Below are 24,857 nucleotides of genomic sequence, written 5' to 3'. Positions count from 1 at the left end.
AAGTATATAATCAGAATCAACCTGAATTTGAAAGAATTTACAAACCAAACGACGGAACAGCAAAGCTAACCAACTTTGTCAAAATGATTAACTGGTAATGTAAAAGTAGGTACTAAAAAACAACATCACACAATATTTTGCATAAGCCATGCTTCGGCCGACGGCCTTACATGTCTTTTACAAGATGCTGTTAGTTGTAACTTTAGCGAAACTCGTAACAACATACAGACTAAAAGTAAATGGCAAATAAAACTTCGCAACATATAATAGGAACATCTGCAAATTTATTGGGATTTTGTCTTTTTGTAATTACATCAATTCATTTAACAAACAGGATAGAGAATACTTTAGCAGACGAACTTACATCAATTGTTGCTTTGTTTTTGACAGTTTCTTCTGTATTTTCATTTATATCCATTAGAACAGAAAATACAAATCGAGGGTACAAACTTGAACAAATAGCAGATTATTTATTTATCATTTCTCTGATCGGCATATTTGGAATAATTGTTTTTATCATCATAAATTTTTGGAATAAGTAATATGGATAAAGACGTCAATAATTTATTAGAATCGGAAAAAGCTCAAATACAAAAACTACAAGACATTGTAAGAAAAACCCTGGAAGATGAAAACTTAATTAGCGATAATCTTTTACATCCACCAAAAGAAATTCTTACAAGAGGGCAAAAAATTTCAGACAAAGTTGCCAGGTTTGGAGGTAGTTGGTTATTCATTATTTCTTTTTTTATCATTCTTACATTTTGGATTTTATTCAACACACTTGCTCCACATAAAGATGAGTTTGACCCATATCCATTTATTTTAATGAATTTAGTTTTGTCTTGCATAGCAGCATTACAAGCACCTATTATAATGATGAGCCAAAACAGACAAGAAGAAAAAGACAGAAAGCGAAGTGAAAATGATTATTTAATAAACTTAAAAGCAGAATTAGAAATTAGGGCCTTGCACCAAAAAATAGATTTGCTTTTAGAAGAGCAAATAAAAATTCTGTTTGAAAGCCAAGCTAAACAATTAGAAATTTTAAAGCGAATTGAAGGAAAACTAAAATAAAACTGCCACTTACCTCGTATTGGCAATAGTGGAACTGACTGTTGTACATTCAATATTTGGAATTTTATTTGGTATTTGTGCAAATGTTAAAAATATAGATTGTGGTGATAATGTGGATTGTGATTAAACACCCACCATTAAAGCACAGAAAAGGAAGCCTTGAACAGTAAGCAAAAGACTTATTTATTTGTAATATAATCAACTATATACACTTTGCCGCAAAAGCCCCTGCAAAATGCCGCATCTACCCTTCCGCTCAACCATAGAAACCAGCAACTTTGCAACAAAACTAAATTTTTAAAAAATGAGAAAGATTATTGCGTTTATGCACATCTCGCTGGATGGTTTTGTTGCCGGACCGAACGGGGAAATGGACTGGATTACCGTGGATGAGGAAATTTTTGATTATGTTGGTCAGCGAATCAGCCAAGGAGATACCGCCCTGTATGGCCGGGTTACTTACCAGATGATGGAAAGCTACTGGCCCACTGCCGCCGACCAGCCCAAGGCCAGCAAGCACGACCGGGAACATTCTGAGTGGTACAAAAAAGTGCACAAGGTGGTTTTATCCCGAACCATGCCAGCTACAGGATTAACCAACACCACCATTATACCGGATAATCTTTCGGCCAGCATCAATGCGATAAAGCAACAACCCGGGGCCGACATCCTGGTTTTTGGCAGCCCCACCGCTACCCACTCCCTGATACAACAGAACTTAATTGACGGCTTTTGGCTCTTCGTTAATCCCATTGTTCTGGGGCAAGGCATTCCCTTGTTTATCAACATCAAAGACCAGATAAAACTAAAACTTTTAAATGTGCATCCATTTACTTCCGGCGTAACCGAACTGAATTACCTGGTGAATCCATGGTAGCCAAGAACCAATAAAGCAACTAACCTGAAGCATTTTTAAGATCAGAATATTAAAAATTTAAAAAATATACATGAATCCCTCTGTTCCACCAATCCAAACCGACCGGGAAATAATAACCAGAAGAACAATACACTTTCCGCGCCGCCTGGTTTTTCAGGCCTGGTCTGATCCGCAGCATTTAAAAAACTGGTGGGGCCCGCAGGGTTTTACTAACACTTTTGAAGAGTTTGATTTTAGAGTAGGTGGAAAATGGAAATTCGTGATGCACGGCCCGGACAAAGGCAATTACCCCAATGCGTGTGAGTTTATCGCCATGCAAGAACCACACTTTATTTACTGGCAACGAATTTCGAAGCCGCTTTTCCGGGTAGCCGCTATTTTTGAGGGTACTCCGGATGCCAACACCCTGCTAACTTTCCGGATGATTTTTGACTCTCCGGAAGAATGTGCAAGGCTGCAGAAGTTTGTAGTAGATAAGAACGAGGAAAACTTTGACCGGCTGGAACAGGAGTTACTTATAATGCATAGCTCAATTTAAGGCGTACGACTATCAATCATAATTTAAAAAATTTTAAGCTATCCGCTGCAAATTAATCTGGTAAAATGAATACGAAGTTTATAATGGCAGGGAGCGCTATTATCCTGGGTGCGGGCAGCTTGCTCCTAAGTTTTATGCCCGATGAAATTTTATTTATTTTTTTTTATAATAGAACAGAATTACCTTAGCTTACTGGTGATGCAAACCCTGGGTGCCTTGTATTTTGCCTTCGGTATGCTAAACTGGATGACCAAGTCGGGATTAATCGGGGGTATTTATAATCGCCCCATCGCTGTTGCTAATTTTACTCATTTTACGGTTGTAGCCATTGCCATCCTAAAAGCATTAATTGCGCATTCTGCTATCTCTATAAGTATCTGGATTATTGGCGCCCTATATCTGGTATTTGCCTTAGCCTTCACTCTGATCCTTCTCCGGCATCCGCTAAAAGAAAATAGTTTTGTTTAATCAATTACTCGCTAATGCCAAACTCGGCATCAAGCACAACGGCATCATAATATTTAATAATAGAACATAGGACGATTAACTTCATAAATATCAGGCACCAAGTAACTTCTTAAATTTAAAATCCCCTCATCTACTATGCAACAGATAGCCTTAGCCAGGTGCAAAAGTTGAAGCTAAACTGTTCTGTTGTTCAGCGAGTTTTTAGCGTCTTGACTTTTTTGGTTCTTTTTGTGTCAAGACAAAAAGAACAAGACCCAAGCAATAAAACAACTCCACTTAGATATTACAATTAATAAAGCAGCTATGCGAACGAGAATTGTTAAACTAATCTGCCTTAGTTCGAAAGTCACGGAAGTAAATCCGCGCCATAGTAGAGGCGCGAAACGCAAGGCGCGAAAGTAAATCCACGCCCTAGTGCAAGAAAAAAACTTGTATAGTCAAAAACCAACCCCGGTAAAATAAACCAAAAACTTACATAATCACGGTACTTACGTTTAACTCCAGATTAAAGCAGTAAAATCTTTCCGGCATTTTTTTAAAAATTATTATTGCGAAATCCGCGGCAAAGTCGCAATTTTCATTTTTTAAAAATCTACCACTTTCTTAAACTATGAGTTCACGCATTCAAACATTCGACGAGTACCAAGCTGCCTACCAAAAAAGCGTTCAGGATCCGGAAGGATTCTGGTCCGAACAAGCCGAAACATTTACCTGGCGAAAACCTTGGGACAAAGTGCTTGAATGGAATTTTGAAGAGCCCCGCGTTAAATGGTTCGTCAACGGCAAACTAAATATCACCGAAAACTGCCTGGACCGGCATTTAAAAACCCGCGGGAACAAGCTGGCTTTAATCTGGGAACCCAACGACCCCAAAGAACGGTTTGTGCGCTATACCTACCGCGAACTGCACGAGAAAGTATGCCAGATTGCCAATGTGTTGCGCAACAACGGCGTTAAAAAAGGCGATCGGGTATGTATTTACATGCCCATGATTCCGGAATTGGCTTTTAGCGTATTGGCCTGTGCCCGGGTAGGCGCCATTCACTCGGTAATTTTTGCTGGCTTTTCGGCCAACTCCATGGCCGACCGCATCAACGATGCCCAAGCCAGCGTAGTTTTAACTTCCGATGGTTTAAACCGGGGCACCAAACAAATTCCGGTGAAACGGGTGGTAGACGAAGCGCTGGAAGATTGCCCCAGCGTGAAAAAAGTAATTGTGGTAGATCGTTTAGGTTGGGCCGTAAAAATGGTGCCGGGCCGCGACGTGTATTTGCACGACGAGCTGCAAAAAGTAGATAAAAACTGCGAAGCCGAAGAAATGGATGCCGAAGACACGCTTTTTATCTTGTATACGTCGGGCTCCACGGGCAAACCCAAAGGCGTGGTGCATACCTGCGGCGGCTACATGGTATACGCCGATTATACCTTCCGCAACGTATTTCAGTACGAAGAAAGCGATGTGTACTGGTGTACCGCCGATGTGGGCTGGATTACCGGACACACGTATTTATTATACGGTCCCTTGTTATCCGGGGCTACTACCGTAATGTTTGAAGGCGTACCCAGCTACCCCGATGCCGGCCGTTTCTGGCAAGTAGTGGATAAGCACGGCGTGAACATTTTCTACACCGCTCCTACCGCTATCCGGTCGTTAATGGCCGCTGGCCTGGATCATGTTTTATCGTATAGCCTGGATTCATTAAAAGTGCTGGGTTCGGTAGGCGAGCCAATTAATGAAGAAGCCTGGCATTGGTACCACATCCACGTGGGAAAAGAACGCTGCCCCGTGGTAGATACCTGGTGGCAAACTGAAACCGGCGGCATTATGCTCTCGTCGATGGCTGGCGTTACCCCCATGAAACCCAGCCACGCGGGCTTGCCATTACCGGGCGTACAACCTATTCTGGTAAATTCGGATGGCGAAGAAATAACCGAAAATGAAGTAGAAGGCCATCTATGCTTGAAGTTTCCGTGGCCCGGCATTATCCGGACTACCTACGGCGACCATGAACGCTGCCGCCTGAGTTATTTTAGCACATACAAAAACCTGTACTTTACCGGCGATGGTGCCCGGCGTGATAAGGATGGTTTGTACCGGATTATTGGCCGCGTAGACGATGTAATTAATGTGTCGGGGCACCGCTTTGGCACCGCCGAAATTGAAAATGCCATTAACCAAAACAAGCACATTGTAGAAAGCGCCGTGGTGGGCTATCCGCACGCCATTAAAGGCCAGGGCATTTACGCGTTTGTCGTATGCGGCGACGAAGCACCAACTAACGCAGAGAATTTACGCGCCGAAGTAATTGAAACCGTAGTGGAACACATTGGCAAAATTGCCAAACCCGACAAGATTCAAATTGTAAGTGGCTTGCCGAAAACCCGATCCGGTAAAATCATGCGCCGGATCTTACGCAAAGTAGCCGAAGGCGAAACCAGCAACCTCGGCGACACCAGCACCTTACTCGACCCCTTGGTAGTAGACGAAATTATCCAGGGAGCATTGTAATTTTTTAATTTTTTAATTTTAAGGGGCATTAAAGCCCCTTTTTTTATGCAGTCGAAATTTTTGTTGCCGGGTAAGTACCACCATGTTTACCTTACCATTATTCTTTTTTTTGCATTTAGTCTCCTGCCAGTCCTGTATTGTACTTAGCGCAAAGTACATGTCCCCTTTGTTGTACTTAGAGTTGGTGAAGCGCTCTAAGTACTTTTGGAATAGCCAATCTCTGATTGGCGTAACCAGGCATTCTGATAAACGCCAATCAGAGATTGGCTGCACAAAAATGTGTAGAGAACGCTAACGCGAACTCTACACATAACCTAATCTTTTATAAAATTTACTGTTAGATTATATTGTTTAATAAAGATACGCTCCCTGCATTTTAAATTATTACCTATCTCCTACTCCTTTTAACTGTTAAAATATGTGTTGTTATTAGACCGCTTTCGCGAAGTCTACCCATAACTTAAAAATAGCCCAATCAACTATACCTCAAAACTGAACATAAACCCCCGCATCTCTAAACGCACATCTTACCTGATTTTACCACAATAAATTTGGGCAGTACTGCTTACAAAAATTGAGTACTACTACTTATTCTTTAGGGTAGGTGCGTGCCTTAATTTTGTATCAATCAAACCAGGAAATGTTGATCTATTTTAAGAACCAGTATTTAAACCAAACCATCTAACCCTAACCTAACCCGAGTAAAATCATGAAAAAAATTGCCAAAGCTTCTGTATTGTTTGCCTTAACCTTATCTATGTCGAGCTGCGCAACTTTGTTTGGCGGCAAAGTAACCGAGTACCAGAAAACCCGGCCTGCTGCAGGTCAGCCGCAACGCGAAATCCGGGTGGGCGCTTTAGTAGCCGATGTGCTGTTGTTCTGGCCCAGTTTAGCTGTAGATTTTGCTACCGGCGCAATTTACAAGCCGCAACAAAAAGCGGCTTCCAACTAAATAGTATCTGCTCCCGCTGCCTAATACCGCAGCGGGAGTTTTTCTTTCCCACTCTCTTACTTGCTGTTCCCCATCCATTTAAACTCTAAATCCAAACCGCCAAAGACCTACCCAACTATGAAATTTCTTTTTGTTTTAACCTTGTTCGTGTGGAGTGTTACTTTATGTAAAGCCCAGACTTTTGTTAGCGAGGGTTCAAAACAAATCTTCAGCAGCCCGCATTTGCCGCAGCAAATCCGGAAGCACCACGCAGTAGCTATTTTGCCGGTAACTGCCAAAGTTAATTACGCCAAACCACCCAAAGGATTTAACCGGCAAGCTCATTTTATGCTAGAAGTAGAACTTGGTAATAATGTGCAGCAACGTTTATACACTTTCCTGGTCCGGAAAGCCAAACTCTACACAGTTACTTTCCAGAACGTGGAGCAAACCAATGCTATTCTGCAAAAAGCTGGCATGTACGATCATTTAAAAGATTTTTCGCCGGCCGAAATTGCCCAGGTGCTGGGTGTAGACGCGGTATTAACCGGCCAATTTGAACTGGATCAAAACCAACCCAACCTTGAAGCTGGAACCACAGCCGTAACTTTAAAAGATATACCCGGCAATTCGGCATTGGGTACTTTAACTTTAATGCTGCATAGCGGCACCACTGGCGAGTTACTCTGGCGCTTTTTTAAAATAATGGACGATGATTTTACGTCAGCTAACCCGGAAATAATACAACGCTTAATGCGCAAAGTTTCCCGCAATTTGCCTTATTCTATTTAGTTGCCTGTAAGTAAATAAACTGTCCAAAAAGAAGCAGTAAATTAGAAATTTTAAAATTTTCTTTTTTCATCATCTATTTTTCTCTTCTAAAAGATTGTAAGGATTTGTTATCAAAACTATCATACGCAGTAATTTAAGCTGCTGCACTTGCAGCTAGCAAAATTTAAATCCAACTACCGACAACCGGATCTGGGTAGTACTGCCTATAAAAATGAGCGGCATTGCCTATTTCACTCCGCTTTACGAGGTTATACTTTTGTTTATCCGGAGAAGCATAACTGGTTTATGCTTTTTTAAACAAATGTGAAATGCGGCTTACCTGTGCAAGCCCTGAAAATAAAATAACATGGCGGCCCCAACTAATATTTACTTTTCGTGTTTACCCCAGACCAATGCCAGTAGCGTTTTTGGCAAGAGCAATTATACCCCAACGTACGAGCCGCCATCTGTTAAACGCCTGAATCTGGTTATGTCGGAGGCAGCAAATACCTCCCATACCGCTAATGGCCACGATATTGTAAATAAAACCACCTCTGCCAATACCTTTACGCAGGTATTATTACGCGATCAGGAACAGGAACGCCAGCAACTGGCCAGCGAACTGCACGATAACCTGGGTCAAAGCTTAATATTGATTAAAAACGGTGCTTTAAAATTGAAAAACAAGCCCGGTGATGCGGCCGATACTTTAGCAGAGTTAAATTCATTAGTGGAGATTGTAACAGCAGCTTTGCAAAAAATCCGAAACCTAACCTACGAACTGCACCCCTACGAACTCAGCTTGCTAGGCTTAACCCCAGCCTTGCAATGCTTAGCTGAGCAAACATCAACTAAAGTATCGTGGCCGTTCGTGGCCGAAATACCTAATCTGGATCAGCTTTTTGCCAAAGACCAGGAAATTTTTATTTACCGGATTTTACAGGAATGTTTAGCCATTATTCAAAAGCAACCTGATGTTACCGGTGTTTGGTTAGGAGCCCAGCAACGGCAAACCGTTGTGCTATTTGAGTTACAGGTGCAGGGCGCGGCTACTTTTTTTTCGTATCTGGCAGCAAATTTTTTAAAAAATTACGATCTTTTGCGCTTGCAGGAGTTGCTGGAGTTAGTAGCGGGTACGCTTACCTTCCGGGCTTCGGGTAACCGGCATACCACTTTCGAAATTAAGATTCCACTAAAACAAATACCTACTTCCCATGACCAAACTAAACCTGATAATTGCCGATGATCATCCGATTTTTTTAAAAGGGCTGCGGGAAGGCTTGGAAATGGAAGAAGATTTTAACGTGGTAGCCCAGGCTACTAACGGCTGGGAAGCTTTGGTGGCCATGCAAACCTATCGCGCCGACGTTGTAGTGCTGGATATTGATATGCCCCGCATGAACGGGTTAGAAGCAGCCGAAAAAATGCTGGAAATAAACCCCAAGCTGCCCATTATTTTGCTTACCATGCACAAAGAAAAAGCGCCCTTACTTAAAGCCCTGGAACTGGGAATTTGCGGTTATGTTTTAAAAGAAAATGCCGTTACCGATATTATGCACGCCATCCGGATAGTAGCCGAGGGTAACCCTTACATTAGCCCGGAAATGTCGTTGTTTTTACTGCGCCGACCCCAAAACACCCCCAAGCAGAAAACGCAGGAAATTTTAGATTTATTAACGCCCGCCGAACGGCAGATTATTCAACTGGTAGCCCAATATAAAACCAGCAAAGAAATTGCCGATGAGTTATTTATCAGTGAGAAAACGGTGTTTAACCATCGCATGAACATGGCGAAAAAGCTAAATTTAACTGGCAAAAACAGCTTGCTCCGCTTTGCATTGGAACACTTTGCCTGAGTTTACAACTAATAATGTTAAACCTCAAAATCAGGTTTACACCAAATATTATTATAAAGTTAACATTGATTTTGCTCGATAGTAAGCATTTTCTTTGGAGTCGGTTCCTGCCTTGGTGCTATCTAACTTTTTAACCCCTTCGCCAACGGGAAGCTAAACAACCTGAGGGCTTGAAAAGGCTCCAAAGAAAAACGGATCTTATAATTGAAAAATTTTAACTGGTGTTCAGCGGAGAAACACAACCGCTGAACACCAGTTAAAAGCTTTTACAAATCTGCCATTTCCTGCCGTACAAAGTCGGTGAGGCTTTGGATGTATTCGCCCGAAAAATCGAATTTAATACCGGCGGCGGCATACACCTCGCCGATGGAAGCAGTATAACCCAAAGCAAGTGCATTTTTATAACCTGCTAAGCCGGCCTGCGGATTTTCTTTGTAGTTTTTCCAGACGGCAATAGCGCCTAGTTGCGCCATGGCGTACTCGATGTAGTAAAAAGGCACTTCGTAGAGGTGCAATTGCTTTTGCCATATAAAGGGTTTTATATGCTCCTGACCTTGCCAGTTTACTTCATGCTGGTTAAAAGCATCAAATATGTCGACCCACTTTTGCTGGCGTTCTGCTACAGTATGGTTCGGGTTTTCGTAAACCCAGTGCTGAAACTGATCAATGGTTGCTACCCACGGGAAAGTTTCGAGCACGCCTTCCAGGTGAATTTTCTTGGCCCGGCGCAATTCTTCCGGATCCGGGAAAAACAAGTGCCATTGATCCATGGAAATTAATTCCATCGACATAGAAGCCAGTTCAGCAACTTCGGAAGGGGTTTGTTTAAAGGCATTTAAAGCTAAATTGCGCGTTAAGAAAGAATGTACCGCGTGCCCGCCCTCGTGCAGCAAAGTAACCACATCGCGCAACGACGAGGTGGCATTCATAAAAATAAAAGGTACGCCAATTTCTTCCAGGGGATAATTGTAACCACCCGGCGCTTTTCCTTTCCGCGATTCTAAGTCCAGGTGGCCCATTTGCTGCATAATGGCTAAGCAATCGCCCAGATAGGGATCAATGGCGTAAAAACACTGTATGGTTTTTTGGAGTAATTCGTCGCCGGTTTTAAACGGTTCTAGTGGGGGCTTGCCGGTTTCGTCTACGTCTAAATCCCAGGGTTTCAGTTCGGGTAATTGCAAGGCTTTTTTCCGCTGCCGATCCAGTTCGGTGTTTAAAGGTACCACGTATTCCCGGATCGCCGCGTGAAAATCAAAACAATCCTGGGGGGTATAATCAAACCGACCTAAAGCGGCAAACATGTAATCGCGGAAATTAGCAAAACCGGCATTTACGGCAACCTGGTGGCGTAATTGAATTAACTCCGTGAACAAGGCATCCAGTTGGTCTTTGTCCTGCAAACGGCGGTTTTGAATGGCCTCATAGGTTTCCTGGCGTATGTTCCGGTCCAGGCTTTTCAAGCGATCGGCAGCCCGGGGCAAGGTCATTTCTTCGCCATCCAGGGTTACGGTCATGGCGCCGGTAATGGCGGCGTATTGTTGTTGTTTGGTGGTAATTTCGGTTTTTAAGGGAATGTTTTCTTCCCGGAAAATTTCCAGTTGGCGCCGCACCGAACGTAAATAAATGCGGTATTTTTCCTGATCCAGTTCGGGCAAGTATGGTGATTCTAGCAGCTTCTGGTTCAGGGCATGGTCGTAGGGCGCTACTTTGGGCTCTATTTCGGTTACAAAATACTGAAAAGATTCGGTAGCTGCTTCGTCCTGGGTATTTATGGTCATCCGGATGTAACGCCAGCCAATTTCTTCGCCAAAGGCACTTTCGAGTTCGCTGCGGTCCAGCATCCATTTTTCTAAATCCTCTGCCGATTGAATTGGCCGGTCTTGTAATTCCTGCAAATAAGGTTCTAGAGTAGCCCAATCATTTACCTCAAATTGTTGCGGCAAAAAACGGCGGGTGGGCCGCTGCGGTATTTGTATGTTCGTGGTGACGTTGTTCATTTTTAGATTTTGTTAAATTTTAAAAAATCGGTTTAAACCGAAAATTTTAGTTGAGAATACTTGGTTAAACTGCCTAAGGGTAAAATTTTTAATTATTTACATTTCCATTCTTTGTTTTAAAAGCAGTTTTTTGAATTTCCTGATTTCTAAATCAAAACACCTTTCAGCAATTTTAATCCAGGTGAGTCAGATGGTAGTACGGACATCAGCACCGGTAACTGGCATCGCGTAAATGCTAATCTTAAGCAGTTTTCAAGTTAATACCCAACTAAATTAATTCGCTTAAAACTTTTATATAATAACAATTAACAATTCGAACTAGCCAATTTCAATAACGACATCGCTGGTTAATGGATGCCCGACGCAGGTTAAGACGTAACCTTGCGCCACCTCCGCATCAGATAAACCTTCGCGTTCGTCCATGTGTACTTTGCCGGATAAACACTTACCCATGCAAGCGGTACATAAACCAGCCTGGCACGAAAAAGGCAAATCAATGTCCTGGCTTAGGGCGGCTTCCAAGATAGTTTCGTTTTTAGTAACAGCTACCTGGTAGATTTGACCTTCAAACTTTATCGTTACCTCCTGATCCTGGATCGCATGCGCACCTTCTTCTATAACCGGGGAACTAACCCCGGCATCGGCGCTATTATTACCCGAACTCACAAAACTTTCTTTAAAAATTTGGGTGGTGGGCACTTGCAACATTTGTAAAGCCGTTTTGGCTTCGGCCATTAAACCTTCGGGCCCGCATAAATAAAACTCCGTTGCGGGAGAGTTTTTTTCGTTTAAATCTTCCAGAATTTTTAGCAGCAAATTCCGGTTTATTCGTCCGGAGTAAGTGTTTGTATTATTCACCGCTGGAGTGTTTACTACTTCTGGTTCTTTGCTTTTACCAAACAAACGGCTGAAAAACGAACCGCCGGATTTAACCGGTTTATCGCTTGCAACCGCTTGGCTATAAACGTGGGTTACGCGCAAGCGCTCCGGAAATTGTTGTTCTAAGGTTTGCAGTTGATTTTTAAAAATTACCGAATCAGCGTGGCGGTTGCCGTAAATCAGGCGCACCTGGCTGTTGGGCTCGTGGTGCAATACCGATTTAGCCATGGCCATTAACGGCGTAATGCCGCTGCCCGCCGCAATTAAAACCACCGTGCGGTTTTTGGTAGCTTCGGGAGTTAAATTAAAATGGCCCATGGGCGGTAAAACCTCCAGGGTATCGCCCACTTTTAAATTTTTTACTAAGTAAGAAGATAATAATCCGTTTTTTACTTGCTTCACCGTAACGGAAAGCCGGGGATGCTCGGCCGGTGAACTACACAAAGAATAAGCCCGGCGTTCTTTTTTGCCGTTTATGGGTACAATTAAAGTTAAAAACTGACCGGCCAGGTACGGAATAGCTTTTTGTTCGGGATGTTCTAAATGAATGGTAATGGCATCGGCGGTTTCCCGGGTAATATCCACTACTTTCAGTTGCAGGTTTGCTTGACTCATAGGTAAAACTTTGCGCAAAGGTAATTTTAAGCGGCGCAATTAACAATTAACGTTTGGAAAACCCCATTTTGGTTTAAAGGTTTCCTTTTTTTTAATTTTAACTCTTAATCACACTAATATGAATACTTTGCCTGATGCTGTGTTGGCGGAACTTTCTTCTTTGGCCGGGCCGGTGGTGCCCATTGATTTAAACTCTGATCTGGTTTGCCGCTTAGATTTTACGGCCCAAAATACATTATTATCGGATTATAACCTGGAAAATACGGTTTCGTTTGATGCCTTAATTGAGCAAATGTTGCAGCAAAAAAATGCCCGCGTGGGTATTGGCGGCTACCTGGAGAACCGAGTAATTTATCGCCGCAGCCGCCTTTTTGACCAAACAAATACCAATCGCAGCATTCACCTGGGCGTAGATATCTGGGCCGAAGCAGGCACGCCGGTATTAGCTCCTTTGGCGGCCACCGTGCACTCCTTTCAGGATAATGCGCAATTCGGCGATTACGGACCTACCATTATTCTGGAACATCAACTCCCGGATTTTAAATTTTTTACTTTGTACGGCCATCTTAGCCGGTCTTCTTTACATGATTTACACGTTGGTAAAATTTTTAATAAAGGAGAACAAGTAGGTTTTATTGGTGATTTTCCGGAAAATGGCGATTGGCCGCCGCACCTTCATTTTCAATTAATTACCGATATGATGAGCCAGACAGGCGATTTTCCGGGAGTATGTAGTCCGAATGAGAAAACTATGTATGCGCAACTTTGCCCCGATCCGAATCTGCTATTACAATGCCGCCATTTAACAGCTTTTTAAAAACATTTGCGTACAACTCTGGATTCTGGAAAATCTGAAAAATTTAAAAATAATTAAGAAGCCGATGAACCACGATTTCTTTGACTTTAACCGGTACCGCGAAACCCTGACTACCTTTTTTGTAACCTACGGCGCCCGCTTTTTGGTAGCCATGCTGCTTTTGTTTATTGGCTTATGGGTGATAAACCGGATTGTAAAGTTTATTAACCGGGAAATGATAACCCACAACGTAGACCCATCGTTGCGGCCTTTTTTGCGCAATGTGTTAAACGTGGCATTAAAAATCCTGCTCATTATTGCGGTAATATCCCAACTGGGTATGGAAATGACCTCGGTGTTTGCCGTATTGGGTTCGGCGGGCTTGGCCATTGGTTTAGCTTTGCAGGGCAGCTTGGCGAATTTTGCCGGTGGAGTGCTGATACTGGCTTTAAAGCCGTTCCGGGTAGGCGATTACATTGAGGCGCAAGGCGTAAGCGGTACCGTAAACCTGATTAATATTTTAAATACGGTTATTAAAACTCCCGAAAATAAAACGATTTACATCCCTAATGGTCCGTTAGCCTCCAGCACCATCGTGAACTACGATGTAGAATCTAACCGGCGGGCCGATATCCGGATTTTGATTCATTATGGCAACGATGTAGCATTAGCAAAAAATTTGATTCGCCAGCTAATTGCCCAAGATAACCGCATTCTGCCGGAACCAGCGCCGCAGGTAGTTTCCGAAAACACCGATATGGGAGTAAATATCTATACCCGGGTTTGGGCTGCCAAAGGCAATGTGGGTGGCATCACCAACGACTTTCACGATTGGATTCGCTCAGCCTTCGAGAAAAACGGCATTACCATCGCCTACCGCGATCCCAACGCATCCCGGTAATCGGTTTAGTTGTATTCTAATAAATTTTAAAAATTTTAGCTTTTCTACTCTGTCTAGCTTGTAGAATCAATTAGCAGAATTAACCAAGACAACAAGAAGAAAATCCAACCAATGGTTACGTGCAGAGTTCGCGTTAGCGGTCTCTGTACATTTCTAGACAACCAATCACTGATTAGCGTTTATCAGAATGCTTAGTTACGCCAATCAGAGATTGGCTATCCCAAAATTACTTAGAGCGCTTCGCTAACTCTAAGTACAACAATGCTTTTTAAATACAAACTCTATTGATTTTAAAATCCATGGACTATGGACCATCGACTAAATCAATCAAACTTAATAGCAGTTACGGGTTTAATTTTGGCAATCATGTACGTGGGGATCATAATGGCTAGCATGGTAAGCCCCAGGGTAACTAAGTTCAAGATAATGATAATGCCCGGGTTCCAGGCAATGGGTACAGTATCCATGTAGTAGTTTTCGGGATCGAGGGGAATAGCTTTGGTAAAATACTGAAACGCGCAAAAACCCAGGCCAATTAAATTGCCATACACCAAACCGCGCAAAGTTAACTGTACCCCTTTGTAAAAAAATACTTTCCGGATTTGCGGGTCGGTGGCGCCAAGGGCTTTTAGTAAACCAATCATGTTGGTGCGCTCCAGAATCATGATAAACACCGACGAAACCATGTTAAAAGTGGCCACAAAAATAATCAGAATTAAAAAAATGATCACGTTCTGGTTCAGCAGTTTCATCCAGTCAAATAACTGGGCGTACTGATCGGTTACTTTTTCCAGTTGCAAATCATAATTCATGCGGTTAAAAACGGTGGTGGCTACCGTATCAATTTTGTTAAAATCCTTCAACATAATTTCGTAGCCTGTTACTAAGGTATCATTCCACTTATTTAAATCCCGGATATGCTGCATGTCGGCTAAAACGTAAACCTGGTCGAACTCTTCCAGGCCGGTTTTAAAAATTCCTTTTACCGTAAACCGCCGCGCCCGGGGCGGGTTCTGAATAAAAAAGAAACTAACCTTATCGCCCAATTTGATTCGTAATTTGCTGGCAACCTGACTACTGATCATGATATCGTTAGAGGCCGCAGTATCCGAAAAAGTAATTACTTTACCACCCACCAGGTTCTGTTGCATGGGTTTAAAATCATAATCTTTATCGATTCCTTTTAAAATAACCCCGTATACCTCATCGTCGGTTTTAATAATAGCGGTTTTAAAAGCAAAAGGCTGGTAATGTTTGATTTCCGGAATTCCTTTTAAGTTTTTCACCACCTTATTGGCGCTAATGGGTTTGCGTTCGAAGGAATTGTTGGTGTCGTATTTACTGATTTGCAGGTGCGCCCCGAAGGAAAAAATTTTACGTTGTATTTCGTTGCGGAAACCTTGCAGAATGGCAAAGGAAACAATCATGATGGCCAAACCCACGGCAATGCTGATAATGGCAATTTTAGTAACCGAGGAGGTAAAAGAATCACCTCCGGCTGCACCTATTTTACTGGATATATATCTCGAAATATTCACGCGGTCGTATTATAAAGCAAATATAGGCACGAAATTGAACTTACAACTAAATGGTTTAGGAGCGGTTTCTGAAAAGTAGTTTCAGTGTTAATTTTGTATGGTTAAAAAACAGATTAGCCTGTACGGTTTTACTTTCAATTATGGTAAGCTATCCCGTTCAGGATTTTAAATTACCTGCTCAAACCCTTAATCAATTTAACTAATTTGGGTATTTGTACGCAAAAGCCGGTGAAAGTTGCCAATCTGTATTTAGGTAAGTACTTAAAGTCAGAATTTTAAATATAACCAGGAATTACTTTATACGTGGCGCCAGCAAACTACCCGCACATGCCGTCAAGTTATCATATACAGTAAAAGATTTTTTAAAATTTTTAAATTCTAAGCGGCTCCCCCATATTGCAGCGGTAAACGCAGGAGGTTTAAAAAAAAGCGCCCGACCCAACTTTGGTAACGTATATTTACCTGGTTTACTTAAATAGAATAATTTTGCTGAAAGGCTTTATTAACTGTTCTGATTAAAACAATGGCTCAGGAACTTAGAATTATATTTATGGGTACTCCAGATTTTGCCGTACCTACTTTGCAAAAGCTAATCGAAAATAAGTACCCAGTGGTAGCGGTAATTACCGCCCCCGATAAACCCGCCGGCCGGGGTTTAAAGTTAACGCCTTCGCCGGTGAAAGAATATGCAGTTAGCCAGAATATTCCGGTACTGCAGCCTACTAATCTAAAATCCGAAGCCTTTATTCAGGAACTACGCAGCTACCAGGCTAACCTGCAAATAATTGTGGCCTTTCGAATGCTGCCCGAGGTAGTTTGGAGCATGCCGGCCATTGGCACGTTTAATATTCACGGTTCGTTGCTACCCGATTACCGCGGCGCCGCCCCCATAAATTGGGCTTTGATTAACGGTGAAAAAGAAACCGGCGTCACCTCGTTTTTTCTGCGGCACCAAATTGATACCGGCGATATTTTGTTGCAGGAAAAAATAAGTATTGCGGATGATGATGATTTTGGCTCGCTGTACGAAAAGCTGAAACACTTGGGCGCAGATTTAGCTTTAAAAACGGTGCAAGCCATCGAAAACAACCAGGTACAGCCGCTACCGCAACCCAAGCACGCCGAGCTAAAAGAAGCGCCTAAAATTTCGAAAGAATTTTGTGAGATCAACTGGCAGCAATCCGCGGTTCAAATCCACAACTTTATCCGGGGTTTAGCGCCTTATCCGGGCGCCTGGACCAAGGTAAATAACAAAATTTTAAAAATTTACCGTTCCGTAGTTTTGCCCGAGGCACCTACTACCCACGAGCAACCCCAGCCCGGCACCTTACAAACCGATAATAAAACTTATTTACATTTTGCCACCACCCAAGGAACTTTAAAAGTAATTGATCTGCAACTGGAAGGTAAAAAACGGATGAGCACAGAAGAGTTGCTGCGCGGGTATAAGTTTTGATAATAAACCATGCCTGTCTGAATCAAATAAATTTTCTGGCACCGAGCTAATTACTGTCATTAAAGCAGTACAGTTTCTAACATTAAAACAATACTTTCGTCGGCCAGTTTAACTAACATTACCACCAACGCGTAACCACCACCACATGATTGCTTCTGTATTTGCAATGTCGGAGAACCGGGTAATTGGCAAAAACAACCAATTACCCTGGCATTTGCCCGCCGATTTAAAATTTTTTAAAAATTTAACGACGGGCCACCCCATCATCATGGGTCGAAAAACCTTTGAGTCCATCGGCAAGCCTTTACCAAATCGCACCAGCATTATTATAACGCGCCAGCCGGAATATCACCAACCCGGTTGCCTGGTTGTAAATAATGTTAGCAGTGCCATTACAAAAGCCCAGCAAATTAATTCGGATGTATTTATTATTGGCGGCGCCGAAATACTGCAGCAGGCCTTGCCATACATCGACACCATGTTTCTAACCTTGATTCACGAAAATTTTGCGGGTGATACTTTTTACCCGGAAATAAACCCGAAGGAATGGCAAGAAGTAAGCCGCCAGGATTTTACCGCCGACGAGAAAAATAAATACAATTACAGCTTTATTCAACTAAAACGAAGCTAAATCTATTTCTTAGCTGAAGCAACTTCTGGAACCCCGCTGATTTTTAAATTTTTTGTTTTTGTAGCAATAGTTTTAAGCTATTATCTTGTTTTCCCCGGCAAGTTTATAAACGGCTATTTCCAATCAGCATCCATCCCCTTTTACTTTAATTCGAGTAATCCTACTTTTGTTAAAGGCAATTTTAAGCCGGTAATTTAGCGTAAAATCAGAATTGAGTTTGCAAACCCCGGCTGAACATTAGTCAATAAAAATATAACTTTTTTGCCATTAAAAATTTTATATAATAATTTATTAGTAGATAAAAATTTATTATTAAACCTCGTTTGTTTCTATTGCAATTCATTAAAATTATATTTTTCAGCAATTTACCTTTCTTTTTGCAACCTTTTTAATTGGCTCGAAGAGTAATTAGATTACCGGATTGTTAACTCTTGTGTTATTTAAAATAATAAATTTCCGATACGAAGTTAAACAATAAATTATAAGTACCGTATGAGCCTTTACCAACTTACTTATTAGGAGTAAGTGATTTTTTAAATTTTTATAAAAATACAATGGACGAAATCCGGAACAATAACTGGCGGAATGAAACAGACAAAACGGTTCATTCTATTCCGGTAATTGAGGAAACAATAAAGCTTGACAAGAAAGTAGTAGAAACCGGCAAAGTACGAATTACTAAAAAAGTAAACGAGGAAGAAGCCTTGGTAGAAGCTGCTTTATTGCAAGAACACGTACAGGTAGACCGGGTACCCATTAACCAATACATCGATGCTGCCCCCGCGATACGTTACGAAGGCGATGTAATGGTAATACCGGTGGTGCAAGAAGTAGTAGTAATTGAAAAACGCCTCATGTTGGTGGAAGAAATACGGGTGCAAAAACAGCAAACAGAAACCAAAGTATCAGAAACGGTAACGCTCCGGAAAGAAGAAGTAAATATTGAAAGAACAACAACGGATTTTAAAAGCAACGATTTGACGTAAAGCCTTACTTTTTTTAATACCAATACCTTAAACCTTAAATAAATAAAACTATGTCACAAACAGTAATAGGAATATTCGACAATGCGTCTGAAGCGCAACAAGCCTTACAACACTTAATGAACGCAGGCATTTCACAAGATAGAATTGATATTTCCACTCCCGGAACTGCCAGCGTTACCACCACCAACGATTATAACACCAGCAGCACTTATAATAACGACGATGACGACAGCGTAAGTAGATTCTTCCGGAATTTGTTTGGCTCCGACGATGATGACACCGTTAGAACTTACAGCGAAGTAGGTCGTCGGGGCTCTATTCTTACAGTACACGCCAATTCGGCTACTGAGGCCGATGAGGCTGCCCGGATTTTAGATCAATACGGAGCTGTAGATGTTGATGAGCGAGCTTCCCAATACCGGAGCGGAAACTACAATACCGATACCAACTTTAATACTGCCGATACTACTAACTCTACTGCTATTCCGATTATTGAAGAAGAATTGCAGGTTGGTAAACGCGTAGTGGAAACCGGTGGCGCCCGGATCAGAAGCCGGATTATTGAACGCCCCGTAGAAGAAAGCGTACGTTTGCGCGTAGAACACGTTCGTGTGGAGCGTAACCCGGTAAACCGTCCGGCTACCGAAGCCGATTTAGCTAATTTCCGCGAAGGCGAAATTGAATTAAGAGAGCAAGCCGAAGTGCCGGTAGTGGGCAAAGAAGCCCGCGTGGTAGAAGAAGTACGCTTGGGTAAAGACGTAGAAGAACGTCAGGAAACCATTCACGAAACCGTTCGCCGGACCGATGTAGAAGTGGAAAACCTGAGTGGTGATGTAGATAGTACCACCACCCATACCAACCGCACTACCAATAACCTAGACATGGACCGTAATCCTAATTTATAATATCCAATATAAATAAAGTAAAAAAGCAGCTACCGCAAATAGCTGCTTTTTTATTGGTAAAAATTAAAATTTTTTAAAATTTAAAAATATTGCTTTAACGCAAAATATACAATTTACCGTAGCCCTTCTTAAACGATTTATCGGCGGCCGTTTTGCGGTGCGAGAACAAATCTGTATCCATTGCTACCCGGTACAAATAAACGCCATTAGCCAGTTTATCGCCAAATTCATCGGTGCCATCCCAGGCGTATTCGCTGGTATTATTGCCGATCTTTATCGGGCCTAATTCTTCTTTGGTAATTTCCCGGATAACTTTACCCGTAACCGTTAATATCTGCACCTTTAAATTTTGCGGAACTTCGGTGCCGGTAACCGTAAATACAAACCGGGTTTTACTAGATAAAGGATTTGGATAAGGATAAAAATTAGTAATGGTGGATTCGTTAATTACATTAAAACTGATTTCGTAAGGCTCAAAACCAGCCTGGTTGTTACTGGCATCCCGCGCCTGAACCCGCAGTTTATAAATTCCGTTTTCCAGGTTTTCCGGCCGGTACTCCACCCGAAAATCACTTTTCTTATCTGCCGGAAATACTTTTACGTTGCTGCCGCTTAAGTTTATTTGCTCGTAGTTGGCGCTGTTTGGCCGCAGCAAGAGCATCTCCATACCCTCAGTATCTTTTATAAACGAGTACTTGTCTTCATCTTTTACCAAAACCGTTATTTGTGGGTTGGGCGATACAATGTCGCCATCCAGGATATGTTGCCCATCAAAAGCTACATCTAGCAATGGCGGGGTATTGGTGCCCACCGTAAAAGGTATTTCAAAAACGTTATTGATATAATTTAATTCGGGTTGCAGGTAAGGGTTTACAAACAAGCGCAAAATGTACTTCCCGCTTAAATTACGGGTAGCAAACGTAACCGGGATTGCCGTGGCTTCTCCTTTGGCCAGCGGCTTTACTTTAATATCCCGGGTAAAGCCATTGGTACCTTGTAAAGTAAACCGGGCCACCAAAGAATCCGGAAAGTTATAATCCGAAATATTCTGAAAAACAAAGCTGGTGCTGATGCTGCCCGAAGCTGCCTGAACGCCTAAATCCTTGTACTTGTCCGAGCCTAAAGTATCTACGCGCACGACTCCTTCGGGGGTGCCTTCGTATAAAACCAACCATTGATTAAGTTGCGGGGCGGTCCGGTCTAAAGTATCCGAAACGGTTAATTGCAGCCGGAGATATGGATACCGGCTAGCCGACAATTTAGATAAATCTAATTCTTTTACCGTTATATTATTGTAAAGTAGCGTATCCCGGTTCCGTTGTTCGTTGTAGGCGCGCACGGTTAAAGCAAAACGGTCAGGGCCGGCTCCATTTTTTTTCACGGCACAATTTACTTTGCGCCACGCGGTAGCCGGTCCCACAAAAGTAGATGTTATCTGACCCTGCACTCCCCGGGATTGCATGTTGGTATTTAATTCGGCCACTTGCAAAGCTGCTTCGGTAGCATTGCTGCGCAGGTAGGTAGCTTCCTGCGCCGAGCCCACCGCCTGGCCTTTGCGCCCCAAGAGCGCAAAAGGATAACCGGTTTGTAAACTATCGATTAAACGGGAGCCTACCTGGTGAAAAGCTTCTTTTAAGGCCGGCGAAAAGGTTGAAAACGCTACGTTGTTTACCGAAATAAGCGCTACGTAATACCCTACCGGCACGGCCTGCAGAAAACGGCGTAGGTTTTCCTGGTTCGTGGCATTATTAATATTACCAAAGTGGTACATCGACTTAGGAGGACTTCCGCAGAGAACCGCTCCCAAATCACTGGGCATGAGGTGCTGCTCCAGCGTTTTGTCGTTAAATACCACGGCCAAAACGTTCGGCTGCCCCAACCCGCAACTACCATCAAACCGGATGCGGTCATCAATAAAAATACCATTCGGGGGAAATGCGCTGGTTAACTTACCGCCGCTGGCCCGTAAATTTAAATTTTTAAAATTTGGCGTAAACTCCCATTTCTGACTGCTTGGTTCAAAGGCAATGCCGTTACGCATGGCCCGATCCAGTTGTGCCGGCTGACTCTGCGACCACCCACGGGGACTACCCGGAATATACCGGAAGGAACTGGTACCCCACACGATCGAATCCTGACCCGGTGCCAGTTCACTGGTCCGGAACCGCCAATAATAGACCACACTATCTTCGGGCGCCTGGCTGGGCGGCAAAGAAACCCGCCAGATGGGCAAAGCACCAGCCCCACTTATGGTGGTTGATTGCTTGCGACTGGAATTAAATTCGGGAGAAGTATCTAATTCAAAATAATAGTCCTGGGTACGGGTTTGTTCTTGCAGCGATTGCCCTACCAGTTTAACCGTATTTTCCGGCACAATGGCGTATTCTGGTGGATAAAGTGCCTGCACCGTATTGGCCGGAAAGTAATATTCAAAGGTGTAGGTATTGTTGGTTTCATCCATTTCACTAACCTGGTTTAGATGATCCAGCACAATGGTAAACCGATTAACTCCCGAGAAATGCCCCGTTTTATCAACAAATTTAAAAAATAAGGTATCCTGGTTATATACCGCCGGAAACATTACCGAATCAATAACGGTGGCGTTATTTCGGGTAACAGAAACGTAAAAGGAATCGGTTAGGGCTTTGCCTAAGTTTTTAACCGGTATGGCAATGGTAAAAGAATCGGAGGCGGCGGTAAGCCGTTCGTTGTTGAAAGGCTGCAGAAAAGGCCCGTTTTCCTGCACTACGTAATCCGGTTTAGGTGGAGCAAAAAACCGTAAGGCCGGATCGCCTTGCAACAGCATCTGCATGGCTTGGGCGGTGGCATTAGGGCTTTGCGCCACATTTAAAAACCGCTTAATTACTTCTTGCTGAATATGCCCCACGGATTTGCCGTAAAAAGTAGAATCGGTAAAAGCCACTTCGTAAAACTTTTCGGAATAAATTTGCAGCAAATTAGCGTAACCGATGCTGGTATTAGCCAAATACAATATAATCCCTTTTTGGGGCGCTAATAACCAATTTACGCCAAAGGTATTGTCCAGAAAAGGGTTACCGGTGGCGCAGCCGTTCATAATCATCATGGGGTATTTGCCGGTATTATTATAGCCATTTACCGGGTCGGTTACCAGCCCAATATCTATATCGTTGTTGGTGGGCGAAGAATGGCCGAAGAAAGTAACTAAACCTAATCCTGCATTAATATCGGCGCTAACGTTTAACCGTTCTACACCGGCCGTATTGTTTAACCGGTAAATACTTTTAACCTTGGCGCCCAAATACGTTTTTTCTGCCATATTCTTCCAGCGGGTTAAAGCACTTTGAATGTAAGATTTAAGCTGCTCGGTATCGCCGCCACCTAAATGCAAGATATTTTTTCGCCAGTCCAGGTTGTTGGGTAAAGCTTCGTGTTCTTTAACTTTATCAAAATAAGCCGCCAATTCATCCGGCGTTTGGGCTACAACTCTACCCGTCGCAATTTTGGGAAAGTATACATCTTTATCCCAGTCCGAAGTTAAAAATATATCGGAAGCAGGATAGCCGGTAGGTACCATGTCGCGCTGAATAGCCGCGGGAGAAGGAGCCGTTCGGGAGCGGCCAAAATTTTCGTAATCAGCCAGTAGGGCCTGGCCCAGCAACAGCATATACTCGGGTTTACCTTGATTACTTAGGTATTGCACCAGTTGCCGCACGGCCATCGCTGACTTTTCGCCGTAATGAAACTGATCGTAAATCTGCTGGATTTCTAAGGACAAAGTATCGTGCTTGCCCCCGGGGGTAGAGGCCCGGTAGTCAGCGTAAGCTTTTACCGGATCCGGGTAAGTTGCGGCTGGTTTTCTTAATCGCCGATGATACAAAATAATGTAATTGGCCCGGCTGTTAGCCAGATTCCGGAAAATGATTTTTTTGGCCGGGGTCGGAATCAAAAAATTATTATCGGCCAGTAAAAAATATTTTTGTTGGCGATTATTAGGTTCCGGGCTCACAAAACCAGCCTGGTTTGCCTGATTGTTTACTACTATTTTACGAGTACTATATGGATTGGTAATTTCGTAAGCGTTTAAGTTTTGCGTGGTACTTTTTTGAAAAACAACATACGAAGAGGTGGCTTTTACGGAGTCGGGGGGTAATAACGTTAAGCGTTGATCGCTGAATAAATTTTTATGGGCGTATTGCACTTTTAAATACCTGACCCGCACGATATCGGCGACACCTTTGGGGTTTACAGTAAAGCGGATTTTTAATTTACCTGCCGGTGAGATATCGCCGGGCTGCAAGGTATATATCTTATGAATTCCGGCTGCTGGCCCAAAAACAATATCCTCTTCCAGGTTACGCACGGATCCGGCAGGCGTAACTACCGCAATGGTTACATTATGCGGGTCCCGCAAAACTCCTTCCAGTACTAGTTCGATGGTAGGCGGAGTACCGCTGGGTTCCAGGTTGAGCAAAGAATCTACTTCAAAATCTTTAATGCGTGCCCTGGCTCCGCTTCCAATCGTTCCGAACCACATATCACCGTACCCTTCGCTGGCATCGCCCCACGACATCTGATTTTCGCCGTAAAAAGCCCCGCCCTGGTACTCTTGGGTATATAATTTTAATCGTTCGGCTTTATGCCAGTTTTCGGGAGTTAAGTTGGTGTTTGGTAAATCCACGATAGGCATGCGTTTACCCGGGGAGGGCGCTACGGTTAAAAAATATGCGGCGGTATCGGTGTATAAGCTGAAGTAAGGGTTAGAATGGTGCTGCGGATTTTTATAAACTTCACGGTCTAATCGCCCATCGTTGCGCTCGCCATAAAATTCCAGGTAATCCCCGGGGTTTATCTTTCCGTCAGCTTCCCCGGCAACGTGTACAGCTACTTCCTGGCCCCGTCGCCATAATTGCAGATTTTGCGGATTTACTCCCCCCAGACCAGCATTATTCAAATACGTATGATCTAAGCGGTAAATACCCGTTTTGCTAACGTTTATTTTATAATACGTTTGCGAGAAATTAATCCACTCGTTACCCACCGGCACCTGGCCATGGGCTACCAGCACCCAAAGCAAACCAATGGTGGTAAAGAAAACGGATTTTTTAAAAAATGTAGAAAATAGAACCATCTGTAAATTGCGCGAT

Annotated in this window: 20 protein-coding genes; 16 read left to right on the top strand and 4 right to left on the bottom strand. The window is 43.0% G+C overall.

The genetic code is table 11. The annotated features are described in order from the left end of the window. Window positions 1-239 precede the first annotated feature (239 nt). The 10 genes from HUW51_RS19940 to HUW51_RS19895 all read left to right on the top strand — a co-directional run bounded on the left by HUW51_RS19940 (window position 240) and on the right by HUW51_RS19895 (window position 9,027). Window positions 240-542, top strand: a complete 303-nt coding sequence (locus tag HUW51_RS19940) for a hypothetical protein (RefSeq protein WP_185271378.1) — start codon at window positions 240-242, stop codon at window positions 540-542. A gap of 1 nt (window position 543) precedes the next feature. After that, entirely contained in the window at window positions 544-1,077 is a 534-nt protein-coding gene (locus HUW51_RS19935) for a DUF1003 domain-containing protein (RefSeq protein WP_185271377.1), read from the top strand. A 304-nt stretch (window positions 1,078-1,381) separates the two neighbouring features. Further along, a complete protein-coding gene (locus HUW51_RS19930) occupies window positions 1,382-1,954 on the top strand; it encodes a dihydrofolate reductase family protein (protein ID WP_185271376.1) in 573 nt (190 codons plus the stop codon). A 70-nt stretch (window positions 1,955-2,024) separates the two neighbouring features. Next, complete coding sequence (locus tag HUW51_RS19925) at window positions 2,025-2,492, top strand: SRPBCC family protein (RefSeq protein WP_185271375.1); 468 nt, start codon at window positions 2,025-2,027, stop codon at window positions 2,490-2,492. Between the two features lie 195 nt (window positions 2,493-2,687). Then, window positions 2,688-2,960, top strand: coding sequence for a hypothetical protein (locus HUW51_RS19920; RefSeq protein WP_228466773.1), 273 nt, complete (start codon window positions 2,688-2,690; stop codon window positions 2,958-2,960). A 610-nt stretch (window positions 2,961-3,570) separates the two neighbouring features. Beyond that, a complete protein-coding gene (acs, locus tag HUW51_RS19915) occupies window positions 3,571-5,469 on the top strand; it encodes an acetate--CoA ligase (RefSeq protein WP_185271373.1) in 1,899 nt (632 codons plus the stop codon). Window positions 5,470-6,178: 709 nt separating this feature from the next. Further along, window positions 6,179-6,421: a hypothetical protein gene (locus tag HUW51_RS19910; protein WP_228466771.1), complete on the top strand. Its 243-nt coding sequence runs from the start codon at window positions 6,179-6,181 to the stop codon at window positions 6,419-6,421. Between the two features lie 117 nt (window positions 6,422-6,538). Then, window positions 6,539-7,192 (top strand): hypothetical protein, encoded by a 654-nt coding sequence (locus HUW51_RS19905; protein ID WP_185271372.1) that lies wholly within the window; start codon window positions 6,539-6,541, stop codon window positions 7,190-7,192. Between the two features lie 346 nt (window positions 7,193-7,538). Then, the gene (locus tag HUW51_RS19900; RefSeq protein ID WP_185271371.1) at window positions 7,539-8,417 is read left to right on the top strand and encodes a sensor histidine kinase; all 879 of its coding nucleotides are present in this window, start codon (window positions 7,539-7,541) and stop codon (window positions 8,415-8,417) included. Then, a complete protein-coding gene (locus HUW51_RS19895) occupies window positions 8,386-9,027 on the top strand; it encodes a response regulator transcription factor (protein WP_185271370.1) in 642 nt (213 codons plus the stop codon). Before HUW51_RS19900 ends, HUW51_RS19895 begins: the two co-directional genes overlap by 32 nt. Window positions 9,028-9,293: 266 nt before the next feature. On the opposite strand, the gene HUW51_RS19890 is transcribed toward HUW51_RS19895, so the two are convergent. Both HUW51_RS19890 and HUW51_RS19885 read right to left on the bottom strand, forming a co-directional pair. After that, entirely contained in the window at window positions 9,294-11,024 is a 1,731-nt protein-coding gene (locus HUW51_RS19890) for a M3 family oligoendopeptidase (protein WP_185271369.1), read from the bottom strand. Between the two features lie 318 nt (window positions 11,025-11,342). Next, window positions 11,343-12,518, bottom strand: coding sequence for a ferredoxin--NADP reductase (locus HUW51_RS19885; RefSeq protein WP_185271368.1), 1,176 nt, complete (start codon window positions 12,516-12,518; stop codon window positions 11,343-11,345). 118 nt (window positions 12,519-12,636) lie between these two features. Between HUW51_RS19885 and HUW51_RS19880 the strand changes: the two genes are divergently transcribed. Together HUW51_RS19880 and HUW51_RS19875 are read left to right on the top strand one after the other, a co-directional pair. Next, the gene (locus HUW51_RS19880) at window positions 12,637-13,335 is read left to right on the top strand and encodes a peptidoglycan DD-metalloendopeptidase family protein (RefSeq protein ID WP_185271367.1); all 699 of its coding nucleotides are present in this window, start codon (window positions 12,637-12,639) and stop codon (window positions 13,333-13,335) included. Between the two features lie 64 nt (window positions 13,336-13,399). Then, a complete protein-coding gene (locus HUW51_RS19875; RefSeq protein ID WP_185271366.1) occupies window positions 13,400-14,215 on the top strand; it encodes a mechanosensitive ion channel family protein in 816 nt (271 codons plus the stop codon). A 323-nt stretch (window positions 14,216-14,538) separates the two neighbouring features. Here the strand turns inward: HUW51_RS19875 and HUW51_RS19870 are convergent, their stop codons facing one another. Next, window positions 14,539-15,753: an ABC transporter permease gene (locus HUW51_RS19870; RefSeq protein ID WP_185271365.1), complete on the bottom strand. Its 1,215-nt coding sequence runs from the start codon at window positions 15,751-15,753 to the stop codon at window positions 14,539-14,541. A 523-nt stretch (window positions 15,754-16,276) separates the two neighbouring features. On the opposite strand from HUW51_RS19870, the gene fmt reads away from it, so the two are divergent. From fmt to HUW51_RS24985, 4 genes are all read left to right on the top strand, one after another. Next, window positions 16,277-17,209: a methionyl-tRNA formyltransferase gene (gene fmt / locus HUW51_RS19865; protein WP_185271364.1), complete on the top strand. Its 933-nt coding sequence runs from the start codon at window positions 16,277-16,279 to the stop codon at window positions 17,207-17,209. A 145-nt stretch (window positions 17,210-17,354) separates the two neighbouring features. Then, the gene (locus HUW51_RS19860; protein ID WP_185271363.1) at window positions 17,355-17,840 is read left to right on the top strand and encodes a dihydrofolate reductase; all 486 of its coding nucleotides are present in this window, start codon (window positions 17,355-17,357) and stop codon (window positions 17,838-17,840) included. 554 nt (window positions 17,841-18,394) lie between these two features. After that, complete coding sequence (locus tag HUW51_RS19855; RefSeq protein WP_185271362.1) at window positions 18,395-18,826, top strand: YsnF/AvaK domain-containing protein; 432 nt, start codon at window positions 18,395-18,397, stop codon at window positions 18,824-18,826. A 50-nt stretch (window positions 18,827-18,876) separates the two neighbouring features. Next, on the top strand, window positions 18,877-19,731 hold the full coding sequence (locus HUW51_RS24985) for a YsnF/AvaK domain-containing protein (RefSeq protein WP_185271361.1): 855 nt from the start codon (window positions 18,877-18,879) through the stop codon (window positions 19,729-19,731). A 94-nt stretch (window positions 19,732-19,825) separates the two neighbouring features. On the opposite strand, the gene porU2 is transcribed toward HUW51_RS24985, so the two are convergent. Continuing rightward, window positions 19,826-24,841: a putative type IX secretion system sortase PorU2 gene (gene porU2 / locus HUW51_RS19845; protein ID WP_185271360.1), complete on the bottom strand. Its 5,016-nt coding sequence runs from the start codon at window positions 24,839-24,841 to the stop codon at window positions 19,826-19,828. Between the last annotated feature and the right edge of the window lie 16 nt (window positions 24,842-24,857).

Origin of the sequence: Adhaeribacter swui, assembly GCF_014217805.1 — a bacterium.
GTDB lineage: Bacteria > Bacteroidota > Bacteroidia > Cytophagales > Hymenobacteraceae > Adhaeribacter > Adhaeribacter swui.
Note: the sequence above shows the minus strand (reverse complement) of the source record. Positions and strands in the feature narration are given on the sequence as shown.